This window comes from Flavobacterium sp. (assembly GCF_035195345.1).
In the GTDB taxonomy this organism is placed as follows: domain Bacteria; phylum Bacteroidota; class Bacteroidia; order Flavobacteriales; family Flavobacteriaceae; genus Flavobacterium.
The window spans coordinates 1,440,264-1,452,170 of sequence record NZ_CP136574.1; the positions used below are offsets into that span (position 1 = coordinate 1,440,264).

The window sequence follows — 11,907 nt, forward strand, 5'->3', positions numbered from 1 at the left end:
ATATGCAGAACACCATCGCTACCATCAAAAGTATTACCAATAGTAAATATCTCGATATCATTGGAGTGGTTTTGGTGGTGGGCGTTTCGGTGTATTTAGAATATTACAAAACCACGTACGATTTTAGTTTTGATGGAAAGAATTACTCGTTTTACTTAGGGTATTTTTCCATTCTAAACACTTGCTTGTCGATGATAGCCACTCGGCTAGTCACCAAGAAAAACAATATTGGGAATTTAATCAGCACTTGCAATACGTTGTTGAGCGGAAGTATTGATTATCTTTTAGGAAATATAGGTGCGATTTTGACTTATCCGATTTCATTTTTTGGAAATTATATTGCCTTCCGAATTTGGAAAAAGAAACAATTTTTGAATGCAATTGATGTTATCTTTTTTCGAAATATGGCAATTGGGTTAATCCTTTCATTCGTATTGAATTACATTGCTTTTACCACTTTATCTGACAAAGCGATTGATTGGAAATTATTTTTTGCCATCGCTATTCCTGCTGGAATTAGTTTTGGAGGCACCTTTAATACAGGCAGAATGTATCCCGACAATTGGATTAACTGGCAAGTATATAATTTATTCAAAATCATACAAAATGTAATACTAATGAACATTGCCAACACCGCAAAATATGTGTTTTATATGTTCAATGCGATTTTAGGATATATTACTTGGCGGGATGATAAAGCAAAACAACTATAACTTCCTCGTAGATTCCCTCTGACGCAACTCTGTTTTAATCACAACAGTTTGCGGTTGATAAAACTCGTCTTTAGAATTCAATTTATGAATTAATAATTCGGCCGCTTTGGCTCCAATTTCGGGTGCGTGTTGGCTTACCGTAGATAAACTCGGTGTTAATCTTCTTGACCAAACACCATCGGCAAAACCAATAATATTTAATTCTTCTGGAATTTTGATGCCTTTTTTAAGCGCAAACTTCATTGCCATGGTTGATGCATGCTCATCTAAAGCAAAAACAGCATCAACTTTTTTAGTATTAAACAACTCAATTAATTTATTATCAAATAATTCTATATCATTCTCAATAACAATTAATTGATTATTCAATGACAAATTTGACGATTCCATTGCCTTTTTAAAACCACCTACACGAAGTTTTCCTACGCTTAGATTATCTATAGTAGAAACTAATGCTGTGTTTTTACTCCCTAATTTAAGTAAATGATTGGTAGCATCAAAAGAGGATTCAAAATCATCAACTATAACTTTATCACAATTCACAGTTTCTGCCACACGATCAAACATTACAATTGGTGTACCGCTATTAATAATATCTTTAAAATGTTGGTGTTCTTTTAAAGCTTGGGTTTCTTCTGCTACAGCAACAATAAAACCATCAATTGTTCCATTGTTAAGCATATCCATTACTTCTTTTTCTTTTTCAAATGATTCATTTGAAATACCTGTGATTACATTGTAACCTTTAGACAAAGCTTCCTTCTCAATTCCACTAAATACTTTAGCAAAAAAAGGATTAAGTATATTAGGAATAATAACACCTATAGTATTAGTACGTTGATTTTTTAAATTTTTAGCAATACTATTTGGCTTGTAATTTTGCAATTTAGCATACTCTTGGATTTTAATCTTGGTAGCTTCACTTATTTCAGGACTATCACTTAGTGCTTTAGATACAGTCGAAATAGAGACTTCAAACTCTTTTGCAATTTGTTTTAAGGTGGCTTTTGCTTTCATAAATAAAAGATAAGAAGTAAAAATAGTACATTTATTGAATTAAAAAAAACAACTGCTCCTTAATTATTGATAAGAGCATGATGTTTAATAAATTAGAAAAAATAATATTTTACACATCTGGTTTGCAATTCTAATAAATAATTGTACTTTTGCACTCCCTTTATTGGGAATGGAATGTTTAATTTAAATTAATTATTGTGAACACATTAAGCTACAAAACAGTATCAGCCAACAAAGCAACTGCAGACAAGCAGTGGATTGTTGTGGACGCTGAAGGGCATAACTTAGGTCGTTTATCTACAAAAGTAGCAATGCTTTTAAGAGGTAAATACAAGCCAAGTTATACACCGCACGTTGATTGTGGAGATAACGTAATTGTTATCAACGCAGAAAAAATCAACCTTACTGGTAACAAGTTAGATGACAAAACGTACATCAGACACACAGGTTACCCAGGAGGTCAAAGAACTTTAACTGCTAAAGTAATGCAACAAAAAAATCCTGCATTATTAGTAGAAAAAGCTATCAAAGGAATGTTACCTAAAAATAAATTAGGTGCTGAATTATTCCGTAATTTAAATGTATATGTAGGTTCTGAGCACAAACATGGAGCTCAAACACCTAAAACCGTTAACCTAAACGATCTTAAGTAATGGGAGTTATTCACAAAATCGGTAGAAGAAAATGCGCTGTTGCACGTGTTTATGTTTCAGAAGGAACAGGAAAAATCACTGTAAACAAAAGAGAATTCACTAACTACTTCCCAACTGCAACTTTACAGTACAAAGTTATGCAACCAATGTCTATGACAGAAAATGCATCTAACTTTGACGTTAAAGTAAACGTATATGGTGGTGGTTCAACAGGACAAGCAGAAGCTGTGAGAATGGCTATTGCAAGAGCAATGTGTGAAGTTGAGGCTGAAAACAGAGCTATTCTTAAACCAGAAGGATTATTAACAAGAGATCCTAGAATGGTAGAACGTAAAAAATTCGGTCAGAAAAAAGCACGTAAGAGATTCCAATTCTCTAAACGTTAATATTCGATATTTATCAGAATATATTTTCAGATTTATTTTTACAATTAAAATTGAATTAAAAACAAAGTTGTCGATATTCCTTGTAAAAAGGGAATTAGTTTAGCATCTAAATTTTCAAGACCAACGCAAGTGACTACTTGAAAATTGCTAATCACGGAACGTAAACTATTACACAATGGCAAACAAAATTGACGTTAAAGAGTTATTAGAAGCAGGTGTACATTTCGGACACATGACTCGTAAATGGGATCCAAACATGGCTCCTTACATTTATATGGAGCGTAATGGTATTCATATCATTAACTTATATAAAACTGCAGCTAAAATTGAAGAAGCTAATGAAGCTTTGAAAAAAATTGCTGCATCTGGTAGAAAAGTATTATTCGTTGCTACCAAAAAACAAGCAAAAGATATCGTTGCTGAGAAGGCAGCTGCATGTAACATGCCTTACATCACTGAAAGATGGCCTGGTGGTATGTTAACTAACTTCGTAACTATCCGTAAAGCTGTTAAAAAAATGGCTTCTATTGATAGAATGAAGAAAGACGGTACTTTCATGACTTTATCTAAAAAAGAAAGATTACAAGTAGATCGTTTACGTGCTAAATTAGAGAAAAACTTAGGTTCTATTGCTGATATGTCTAGACTTCCAGCAGCTCTTTTTGTAGTAGACGTTAAAGCTGAGCATATTGCAATTAAAGAAGCACAAAAATTAAACATTCCAGTTTTCGCAATGGTAGATACGAATTCGGATCCACGTCCAATTGATTTCGTTATTCCTGCTAATGATGATGCTTCTAAATCTATTGATAAAGTTTTATCTTTAGTATCTGCTGCTTTAATCGAAGGTCTTTCTGATAGAAAAGTTGAAAAAGACGAATTACCAGCTAAAGAAGTAGAAGCTACTGAAGCGCCTACAACTGAAACTGAAGCATAAATAAATTAAATTCCAAGAATTAAATTCCAAATTCCAAACTTGTTCTAACTTTTAGTTAGCAATTTAGTAAAATTGGAATTTGGGATTTAATAATTGGAATTTTTTACTTTTATAAACAACAAATAAAAAACATACAAAATGGCAAATATTACTGCTGCAGACGTAAATAAATTAAGAACTATCACTGGTGCTGGAATGATGGATTGCAAAAAAGCATTAGTGGAAGCAGAAGGAGATTTCGATTTAGCTATCGAAAACTTAAGAAAAAAAGGTCAAAAAGTAGCTGCTAACCGTTCAGATAGAGAATCTACTGAAGGTGCTGCTATTGCTGTTATCAACGCAGACAAAACTGCTGGTGTTGCAATTACATTAAATTGTGAAACTGACTTCGTAGGTAAAAACGAATCTTTCGTTAAATTAGCTACAGACTTAGCAAACCAAGCATTAAACTTCGCTACTAAAGAAGAATTATTAGCTTCTGATTTTGGTGGAATTACTGTTGCTGAAAAATTAATTGAGCAAACTGGAGTTATTGGAGAAAAAATTGAAGTAGGTTCTTTCGAAAGATTAGAAGGTGCTTTTGTTGGATCTTACATTCACGCTGGTAAAATTGCTACTTTAGTAGCATTATCTGCAAATGTTGAAGGAGCTGACGAAGCTGCTAAAAACGTTGCAATGCAAGCTGCTGCAATGAACCCAATTGCTTTAAACGAAGCTGGTGTTGATGCTGCAATCATTGAAAAAGAAATCGAAATTGCAAAAGAACAATTAAGAGCTGAAGGTAAACCAGAAGCAATGTTAGACAACATTTCTAAAGGAAAAATCCAACGTTTCTACAAAGACAACACTTTAGTAAACCAAGATTATATCAAAGATGGTTCTATGAGTGTTGCTGCTTACATTAAATCTGTAGAGGCTAACTTAACTGTTTCTGGATTCAAAAGAGTTGCTTTAGGTTAATCTACCTAATTCAAATACATATAAAAACTTCAATCTTCGGGTTGAAGTTTTTTTTATGACATAATTCAGCTATTTTTGATAAAAATATTGCAATGTTTCACAGAAAAAAAGACATAATATATGTTGTATTGGCGGGAATTTTCATCACCAATGCATTAGTTGCAGAACTAATTGGCGGAAAATTAATTTATGTAGGTGATACCGTGATGAGTTTAGGTATTTTACCTTGGCCCATAGTTTTTATTACCACCGATTTAATCAACGAATATTTTGGCGAAAAAGGCGTAAAAAAACTCTCTTTTATTACCGCAGGCTTAATTGCTTACACCTTTTTTTTGTTGTTAATTGGACTCAATATTCCCGCAGTAAAAGGCGATGGATTAATTTCGGATGAACAATTTAATGCAGTTTTTGGTCAGAGTATGTGGATTATTGTGGGAAGCATCACTGCATTTTTAGTTTCCCAATTAATTGATGTTACCATTTTCCATTTTGTAAAAAACAGAACGGGCAAAAAAATGATTTGGCTAAGAAGTACAGGCTCTACAGTGATTTCTCAATTATTTGATAGTTTTATTGTGTTAGGAATTGCCTTTTGGTTACCTGGAAAAATAAATGGAGAAACATTTGTAGCCTCATCTTTTACTGGTTATTTTGTAAAATTACTAATTGCAATTGGTTTGACTCCTTTGATTTATTTAGGCCATTATTTAATTGATAACTATTTAGGAACTGAAAAAAATGGAAACTAAACTAAGATGCGCTTGGTGCGAAAAAGATGATTTGTATCGCAATTATCATGATAACGAATGGGGAAAACCGGTTTATGATGATGAAACTATTTTTGAATTTTTGATTTTGGAAACGTTCCAGGCGGGATTGAGTTGGCATACTGTTTTAGCAAAAAGAGAAAATTTTAGAAAAGCATTTGATAATTTTGATTGGAATAAAATTGCCAATTATTCAGAAGATAAAATGGCTGAATTAGCTGAAGATACAGGAATTATTAGAAACAAGCTAAAAATCAAAGCAACGGTTTCTAATGCGCAGGCTTATATAAAGATACAAGAGGAATTTGGAAGTTTCTCAAAATACATTTGGGGCTTTGTTAATGGAAAACCCATCGATAATCAACCAAAAACTTTAGGGGATGTTAAAGCAACCACTGAAATTTCAGATAAGCTAAGTAAAGATTTAAAAAAGCGTGGCTTTAAATTTGTAGGATCTACCGTTGTATATGCCCACATGCAAGCCACAGGAATGGTGAATGATCACATTATGGAATGTTTTACAAGAAAATAAGAAAATGAGCAACGACCCACTTCACGGAAAACCTTTAAAGGAAATTGTAGAACAATTAGTAAATTTCTACGGCTTTGACACCTTAGCCGAATTAATCAACATCAACTGTTTTAAAGAAAATCCATCTGTAAATTCTAGTTTAAAATTCTTAAGAAAAACGGATTGGGCTAGAAAAAAAGTGGAAGAATTGTATGTTAGAACTTTGCCGAAGTTTTAAGATTTCAACACCATCAAAAAATCTTCTCTTTCAATCTCTACGCAACCTAAACTTGCTAAATGATCATTGTAAACTTGACAATCTAACAAACGATAATTAGCCAATTCTAATTGTTTTGCTAAGGCGATAAAAGCCAATTTACTGGCATTAGAAACTTTTGAAAACATGCTTTCGCCGCAAAAAATGTGACCCAAATCTACGCCATACAAACCACCTACCAATTCATCATCTTGCCAAACCTCGACACTTTTTGCAATACCTAATTCATGTAATTTGCAATAAGCTTCAACCATATCATTGGTTATCCAAGTTCCTGGTTGATCTTTTCGAGAAATCTTTTTGCAGTTGAGTATTACATCTCTAAAAGCAGTATTGAAAGTAACTTTGAATTTTCTTTGATTGATGATGTTACGCATACTTTTCGAAATTTTCAAATCTTCAAAAAACAACACCATACGCTCAGGCGGACTCCACCACAAAATAGGCTCGTCGTCATCAAACCAAGGAAATATGCCCGAATTATAAGCCAATACCAATCTTTCAGGTGACAAATCGCCGCCTACTGCCACAATTCCATCGAAGGAAGCAGTTTCAGCTGGAGGAAAATATAATTCTTTGGTTAGAAAATACATTGTTCAAAAATCAAGTTCAATTACAATATCAAATTTCAAGTTCAATAAAAAAGCCAGAAATTCAAGTATTGCTTAAACTTCTGACTTCTAACTTCTGACTTCAATCTTTTAAAAAGGTAAATCGTCGTGCTCTTCTTCTTTGAAATTAGTTGCTGGTTCAAAAGCTTCAGAGGCTGGCATTGGTGGCATTTGAGGTGCACTTGGTGCTTCAGCTTGTACTTTTTCAATTCTCCAACCTTGGATAGAGTTAAAAAATTTAGTTTCTCCTTGTGGATTAACCCATTCTCTTCCTCTTAAATTGATGGATACTTTTACTTGCTCTCCAACATTATAATTGTTTAACAAATCTGTTTTGTCTTGTGCAAACTCAATCAAAATATGTTGAGGATATTGCTCTTCTGTAGTAACTACAAGCTCTCTTTTTTTGAAAGAAGCACTAACTTGTTGTACAGGATTAATTAATCTTACTCTTCCTAAAACTTCCATAATACTTAAATTTATTTTTTTGCTAATAACAATTTCCAAGCATCGATAGCTCTTCCATTATCTACATATTCTTTTGCTTTTTGAAATTTTGTATCCATATCATCGGAACTTAAAACCGCTTTAACTTCAAAATTTTCTTTTACAAATATAGCAATTTCTTCTTCAGTTGGAATATTTTCTATATTCCCTAATTTTCCTAAATCGTTACCGTTAAAATAAGTGCTTTCTTTAAAGAAATCAGGAATTACATCCACCCCAACACCTAAAGTTGTCAATGGCTTTTCTACTTCAAACATACCTACATTTGAACGACTGTACCAGTTTCCTCCCATTCGGGCAACCAAATCAATTTTGTATTGGTCAATCATTCCTGTCGCATCTAAAACAGCTTCATTAATATGAATTTTAACCACTTCACAAATCACTAAATTTCCAGCTCCGCCTTGGTCACCTAACGCAATTACATCGTTAATTTTACACTCAAATTGCACTGGACTTTCTGCTACACGAAATGGTTTCACTTTATCTGATTTTAGCATCGTAAATCCGGCTTTTTCAAACTCATTTACACCCTCTGGATATTCGGTACTTGATAATGACATTTGTTGTACGATATCATAATTCACAACATTAATTACGACTTCTTTGGTGTTTTGTGCATTAATTAAAGTGTGCTTAGTAGTATTATCACGCACGCGTCTTGCTGGCGAAAAAATCAAAATTGGAGGGTTTGAACTAAATACATTAAAAAAACTAAATGGCGATAAATTCGGATTTCCATTACTATCCATGGTGCTAGCAAAGGCAATTGGTCTTGGTGCAACTGCACTTTGTAAATATCCTTGTAATTTTGCTGGCGCTATTTCTTTTGGATCGATGCTTAACATAGTATACTATTTTCTGCAAAGATAACAAACAATTACAATGTCAACTTCAATATCAATATCAATTTCAAAAATCAATTTCAAGTTCAAAAATCATTAATCATCAATCTAAAATCAAACAATTAAATGTTTTTAGTATTTTTACATCAAATCTTGTTACATGCAGTTTTCAGAAAAACGAAATCTTACGCGATGGTTTATTATACTTGCTTCCTTTTTCATCGTAATCTTAATACTTTGGAATACCTATAATTTTTTCCAGATTTTCAAAAATGAAGAGCGTGCAAAAATGGAATTTTGGGCAAGTGCCTTAACTACTGTTGCAAATGCTAATGAAAATTCAGATTTAGATTTACCGCTTGAAATTATAAGTAAAAACACTACGATTCCAATTTTTATCACCGACAATAATGATAAAATTATTGATTCTAATAATATTGACGAAGCCATTACGAAAGATAGCATTGCTTTAAAAAAATACTTTAATTCGATAAAAAACGATAATTTACCCATTAAAATGGAAAGCTCTAAAAGCAAATATCAATTGGTTTATTATGGCGATTCTCCCCTTTTAAATAAGTTGAAATATTATCCGGTTGCTTTATTACTAATTATTATTTTATTTGGTGCCGTTGTTTATAATTTTTATCGCGCCACTAAAATGGCTACCCAAAACAAACTTTGGGCAGGAATGGCTAAGGAAACAGCGCATCAAATTGGCACACCATTATCTTCATTAATTGGTTGGTTAGAAATTTTAAAATTAGAAAATGTAGAAGAGAGTACCATTATAGAAATTGAAAAAGACATCAATCGATTACAAACCATAACCGATCGATTTTCAAAAATTGGTAGCGAACCTTCTTTAGAAAAAAGAGACATTATTGAAGAAACTAAAAGTTCTTTTGATTATTTACAATCACGTGTTTCAAAACAAGTGGTATTTACTTTCTTGTCGCCAGAACATCCTATTTATGTCGCCATTAATCCTGCATTACACAGCTGGACGATTGAGAATTTAGTTAAAAACGCAATTGATGCTATGAAAGGCAAAGGAAGTTTAACTATCGCTATTTCTGAATTAGAAAATGAAGTTAAAATAAAAATTACAGATACCGGTAAAGGAATTCCAAAAAACCAGTTTGGAAAAGTATTTGAACCTGGATTTACAACCAAAAAACGCGGTTGGGGTTTAGGACTATCATTAACTAAACGAATTGTTCAAGAATACCACAAAGGAAAAATTAGAGTAATTCATTCTGAAATAGGAAAAGGAACTACAATGCAGATTAGTTACAGGAAAGAAAATTAATTCTCTATTTGAATATATGGTTTAATTTTCTTTGTTTTAATAAGTTTAAAAGTCATTCCATTCCAAGAATAATACTCAAGCTCTTTTTTTACTAAAAACTTATTGTCTGCTATATTTTCATCAATAATTTCAGCTTCAATAATTTGTTTAATTATGGTGTTTTGCTCTCCTTTTTTTTCATTTGGAAAAATAAATTCTTCTGTATGATAAAAAATACCTGCATCACCTACTTGATATTTTTGAGGAAGGAGTAGGATTTTTTTGCCAGTCCATCCAAAATAATAATGGTACGTTGGTATACCACAAGCTTCACCGCTTAGAGAAATTCTATAAATAGAATTTACATTTTTTAATCCCCATCCATTGATTGCTGAATTTTCAAAAAACATGCTCTCATCTAACTGTTTAGCTATTGTAAAAGTATCCAAAAGTTGATAATTTTGATTAACTGCTTTAACAGAAATATTACAAAAATGAGGATTATATTCAAAACCTCCTTCTTTAATTTTCTTAGTAAATTTAGAATCAATCGTTGTTAAAAAAACTACCCCATTTCTTTTTGATACCCCTAGTGCTAAACAACCCTTCCATAAAAAACCTTTTTTAATTTCACTGTTGTATATATATTCAATTTCAACCCATGATAAATTCAGTCCATTTATAGTTGTTGTTTTTGTTGTGTTCTCAAGAACATTAACTTTATAACCTATACTTAACGAATCTAATAATTTTCCATTTAAAGAAGGTTCTTGCCTAATGTAACATTTTTTTACACCTATTACACTTTCAATATTTTGGCTATGATAAAAAGGCCAATAAAAATTTTCAGAAGATAATTCTTGAGAAAAAATAAGGTTTGTGTAGAATAAAAAAAAAACTATTTTTTTCATATAAAAAACCACAAACTTTAAAATTTGTGGTATCAGATTTTTATAAATAAGTTGCTGCTTTTTGAGCTAATTCTTGAAACTCTTGTGGAGTTAAGCTTGTTTTTCGTTGAAAACGCATATCATCCATATCTTGAAGTGGTATTAAATGCACATGAACATGGGGCACTTCAAGTCCTACGACCGCCACACCAATTCGTTTACACTCAACGGTTTTTTCAAGAGCCTTTGCTACTTTTCGTGAAAACTTCATTAATCCTAAATAAAGTGTTTCATCCATATCAAAGATTTTATTAATCTCTTGTTTTGGAATACAAAGCGTATGTCCTTTTGCATTTGGATTCACATCTAAAAAAGCTAAATAATTTTCGTCTTCAGCAATTTTATAACATGGAATTTCTCCGTTTACTATTTTAGTGAAAATACTTGCCATTTTTAAACGTATTATTAGTCTCTTGTAATTTCTAAAACGTCAAATTTTAAAACTCCGTTTGGTACGTTAATTTCTGCTACTTCTCCAACAGATTTCCCTAACAAACCTTTACCGATAGGAGATGTTACAGAAATTTTTCCTGTTTTTAAATCTGCTTCACTTTCAGCCACTAATGTGTATTTCATTTCCATACCATTAGCTTGATTTTTAATTTTAACTGTTGACAATACCAATGCTTTTGATAAATCCAATTGCGATTCATCAATTAAACGTGCATTAGCAACAACTTCTTCCATTTTAGAAATTCTCATTTCTAATAATCCTTGTGCTTCTTTTGCTGCATCATATTCTGCATTCTCAGACAAATCTCCTTTATCTCGCGCTTCTGCAATGGCTTGCGATGCTTTAGGTCGCTCTATACTTTTAAGTTGGTCTAATTCGTCTCTTAATTTTTTTAATCCTTCTGCTGTGTAATAAGATACTGTACTCATAACTTCATCGTTTATAAAATAGAAAGAATCCCACCTACATGGGATTCCTTTTTACAAAGATAGTAATTTATTTTTAATATTAATTTATGATAATGTATAATGTATCTCAAAAGTAATTAATTAAATTTGTTTAACTTTTTTTAGAAAAAAAATGAAAAAATACCTACTGCTCCTTTTATTACCTTTTTTGATGAGTTGTGAAAAAGAAAACTTTAGCAACAATAATCCGTATTTACCTAACTATGGTTTTAGTGTAAATATAAACATGAATTTGCCACAATTTAGTAATTTACAATTTCCAAGCAATGCTGTTTATATAAATAATGGAAGTGCTGGCGTAAGAGGTATTATCGTTTTTAATACTGGCGGAAGTTATGTAGCTTTTGATGCTGCTTGCCCAAATGAGGCATTAAGTAGCTGTTCCACCATGACATTAAGTGGTATAAATGCTATTTGCGCATGTGACGGGGCTTCTTACAGCTTGTTTACAGGTCAAGCAACTGGCATGCAATATCCTATGAAACAATACAGAGTAGAACAATTAGACGCTGTTTCTTTACGAGTTTATAATTAATACAAAACCTAACAGATTGAGAA

General features: G+C 32.0%; 17 protein-coding genes. 10 read left to right on the top strand and 7 right to left on the bottom strand.

Annotated elements, in window-relative coordinates:
• Positions 1-2 precede the first annotated feature (2 nt).
• Entirely contained in the window at positions 3-713 is a 711-nt protein-coding gene (locus RSE15_RS06925; RefSeq protein WP_324066939.1) for a nicotinamide mononucleotide transporter family protein, read from the top strand.
• Here the strand turns inward: RSE15_RS06925 and RSE15_RS06930 are convergent.
• The gene (locus tag RSE15_RS06930) at positions 708-1,730 is read right to left on the bottom strand and encodes a LacI family DNA-binding transcriptional regulator (RefSeq protein ID WP_324066941.1); all 1,023 of its coding nucleotides are present in this window, start codon (positions 1,728-1,730) and stop codon (positions 708-710) included. The genes RSE15_RS06925 and RSE15_RS06930 overlap by 6 nt on opposite strands.
• Before the next feature lie 197 nt (positions 1,731-1,927).
• Between RSE15_RS06930 and rplM the strand changes: the two genes are divergently transcribed.
• From rplM to RSE15_RS06965, 7 genes are all read left to right on the top strand, one after another.
• Positions 1,928-2,383: a 50S ribosomal protein L13 gene (gene rplM / locus RSE15_RS06935; protein ID WP_297868720.1), complete on the top strand. Its 456-nt coding sequence runs from the start codon at positions 1,928-1,930 to the stop codon at positions 2,381-2,383.
• Entirely contained in the window at positions 2,383-2,769 is a 387-nt protein-coding gene (gene rpsI / locus RSE15_RS06940; RefSeq protein ID WP_008256015.1) for a 30S ribosomal protein S9, read from the top strand. The genes rplM and rpsI overlap by 1 nt, the downstream gene beginning before the upstream one ends.
• A gap of 175 nt (positions 2,770-2,944) precedes the next feature.
• Entirely contained in the window at positions 2,945-3,706 is a 762-nt protein-coding gene (gene rpsB, locus RSE15_RS06945; RefSeq protein WP_324066944.1) for a 30S ribosomal protein S2, read from the top strand.
• A gap of 138 nt (positions 3,707-3,844) precedes the next feature.
• The gene (gene tsf, locus RSE15_RS06950) at positions 3,845-4,666 is read left to right on the top strand and encodes a translation elongation factor Ts (protein WP_324066946.1); all 822 of its coding nucleotides are present in this window, start codon (positions 3,845-3,847) and stop codon (positions 4,664-4,666) included.
• Between the two features lie 92 nt (positions 4,667-4,758).
• Complete coding sequence (locus tag RSE15_RS06955; protein ID WP_324066948.1) at positions 4,759-5,418, top strand: queuosine precursor transporter; 660 nt, start codon at positions 4,759-4,761, stop codon at positions 5,416-5,418.
• The gene (locus tag RSE15_RS06960) at positions 5,408-5,968 is read left to right on the top strand and encodes a DNA-3-methyladenine glycosylase I (RefSeq protein ID WP_324066950.1); all 561 of its coding nucleotides are present in this window, start codon (positions 5,408-5,410) and stop codon (positions 5,966-5,968) included. The genes RSE15_RS06955 and RSE15_RS06960 overlap by 11 nt, the downstream gene beginning before the upstream one ends.
• A complete protein-coding gene (locus RSE15_RS06965; RefSeq protein WP_324066952.1) occupies positions 5,934-6,185 on the top strand; it encodes a VF530 family protein in 252 nt (83 codons plus the stop codon). The genes RSE15_RS06960 and RSE15_RS06965 overlap by 35 nt, the downstream gene beginning before the upstream one ends.
• Here the strand turns inward: RSE15_RS06965 and aat are convergent.
• The 3 genes from aat to RSE15_RS06980 all read right to left on the bottom strand — a co-directional run bounded on the left by aat (position 6,182) and on the right by RSE15_RS06980 (position 8,190).
• On the bottom strand, positions 6,182-6,817 hold the full coding sequence (gene aat, locus RSE15_RS06970) for a leucyl/phenylalanyl-tRNA--protein transferase (protein WP_153207396.1): 636 nt from the start codon (positions 6,815-6,817) through the stop codon (positions 6,182-6,184). The genes RSE15_RS06965 and aat overlap by 4 nt on opposite strands.
• 108 nt (positions 6,818-6,925) lie before the next feature.
• Positions 6,926-7,303 (bottom strand): DUF3127 domain-containing protein, encoded by a 378-nt coding sequence (locus RSE15_RS06975; RefSeq protein ID WP_166234885.1) that lies wholly within the window; start codon positions 7,301-7,303, stop codon positions 6,926-6,928.
• An 11-nt stretch (positions 7,304-7,314) separates the two neighbouring features.
• A complete protein-coding gene (locus RSE15_RS06980; protein ID WP_324066954.1) occupies positions 7,315-8,190 on the bottom strand; it encodes a flavin reductase family protein in 876 nt (291 codons plus the stop codon).
• Positions 8,191-8,347: 157 nt separating this feature from the next.
• On the opposite strand from RSE15_RS06980, the gene RSE15_RS06985 reads away from it, so the two are divergent.
• Positions 8,348-9,499, top strand: coding sequence for a sensor histidine kinase (locus RSE15_RS06985; RefSeq protein WP_324066955.1), 1,152 nt, complete (start codon positions 8,348-8,350; stop codon positions 9,497-9,499).
• Here the strand turns inward: RSE15_RS06985 and RSE15_RS06990 are convergent.
• From RSE15_RS06990 to greA, 3 genes are read right to left on the bottom strand one after another with little or no spacing between them, the layout of a single operon-like run.
• The gene (locus tag RSE15_RS06990) at positions 9,496-10,389 is read right to left on the bottom strand and encodes a hypothetical protein (protein WP_324066957.1); all 894 of its coding nucleotides are present in this window, start codon (positions 10,387-10,389) and stop codon (positions 9,496-9,498) included. The genes RSE15_RS06985 and RSE15_RS06990 overlap by 4 nt on opposite strands.
• Before the next feature lie 40 nt (positions 10,390-10,429).
• Complete coding sequence (locus tag RSE15_RS06995; RefSeq protein ID WP_324066959.1) at positions 10,430-10,819, bottom strand: HIT family protein; 390 nt, start codon at positions 10,817-10,819, stop codon at positions 10,430-10,432.
• A 14-nt stretch (positions 10,820-10,833) separates the two neighbouring features.
• The gene (gene greA / locus RSE15_RS07000; protein WP_324066961.1) at positions 10,834-11,310 is read right to left on the bottom strand and encodes a transcription elongation factor GreA; all 477 of its coding nucleotides are present in this window, start codon (positions 11,308-11,310) and stop codon (positions 10,834-10,836) included.
• Positions 11,311-11,461: 151 nt separating this feature from the next.
• On the opposite strand from greA, the gene RSE15_RS07005 reads away from it, so the two are divergent.
• On the top strand, positions 11,462-11,884 hold the full coding sequence (locus tag RSE15_RS07005; protein ID WP_324066963.1) for a Rieske (2Fe-2S) protein: 423 nt from the start codon (positions 11,462-11,464) through the stop codon (positions 11,882-11,884).
• The last annotated feature ends 23 nt before the right edge of the window (positions 11,885-11,907 follow it).

What these genes read in the sequence shown, in the direction of transcription:
- RSE15_RS06990 (WP_324066957.1), bottom strand. Translation starts at nt 10,389, where the DNA reads ATGAAAAAAATAGTTTTTTTTTTATTCTACACAAACCTTATTTTTTCT.
- RSE15_RS06980 (WP_324066954.1), bottom strand. Translation starts at nt 8,190, where the DNA reads ATGTTAAGCATCGATCCAAAAGAAATAGCGCCAGCAAAATTACAAGGA.
- RSE15_RS07005 (WP_324066963.1), top strand. Translation starts at nt 11,462, where the DNA reads ATGAAAAAATACCTACTGCTCCTTTTATTACCTTTTTTGATGAGTTGT.
- RSE15_RS06955 (WP_324066948.1), top strand. Translation starts at nt 4,759, where the DNA reads ATGTTTCACAGAAAAAAAGACATAATATATGTTGTATTGGCGGGAATT.
- greA (WP_324066961.1), bottom strand. Translation starts at nt 11,310, where the DNA reads ATGAGTACAGTATCTTATTACACAGCAGAAGGATTAAAAAAATTAAGA.
- rpsB (WP_324066944.1), top strand. Translation starts at nt 2,945, where the DNA reads ATGGCAAACAAAATTGACGTTAAAGAGTTATTAGAAGCAGGTGTACAT.
- RSE15_RS06930 (WP_324066941.1), bottom strand. Translation starts at nt 1,730, where the DNA reads ATGAAAGCAAAAGCCACCTTAAAACAAATTGCAAAAGAGTTTGAAGTC.
- tsf (WP_324066946.1), top strand. Translation starts at nt 3,845, where the DNA reads ATGGCAAATATTACTGCTGCAGACGTAAATAAATTAAGAACTATCACT.
- rpsI (WP_008256015.1), top strand. Translation starts at nt 2,383, where the DNA reads ATGGGAGTTATTCACAAAATCGGTAGAAGAAAATGCGCTGTTGCACGT.
- RSE15_RS06960 (WP_324066950.1), top strand. Translation starts at nt 5,408, where the DNA reads ATGGAAACTAAACTAAGATGCGCTTGGTGCGAAAAAGATGATTTGTAT.
- RSE15_RS06965 (WP_324066952.1), top strand. Translation starts at nt 5,934, where the DNA reads ATGATCACATTATGGAATGTTTTACAAGAAAATAAGAAAATGAGCAAC.
- RSE15_RS06925 (WP_324066939.1), top strand. Translation starts at nt 3, where the DNA reads ATGCAGAACACCATCGCTACCATCAAAAGTATTACCAATAGTAAATAT.
- RSE15_RS06975 (WP_166234885.1), bottom strand. Translation starts at nt 7,303, where the DNA reads ATGGAAGTTTTAGGAAGAGTAAGATTAATTAATCCTGTACAACAAGTT.
- RSE15_RS06995 (WP_324066959.1), bottom strand. Translation starts at nt 10,819, where the DNA reads ATGGCAAGTATTTTCACTAAAATAGTAAACGGAGAAATTCCATGTTAT.
- aat (WP_153207396.1), bottom strand. Translation starts at nt 6,817, where the DNA reads ATGTATTTTCTAACCAAAGAATTATATTTTCCTCCAGCTGAAACTGCT.
- RSE15_RS06985 (WP_324066955.1), top strand. Translation starts at nt 8,348, where the DNA reads ATGCAGTTTTCAGAAAAACGAAATCTTACGCGATGGTTTATTATACTT.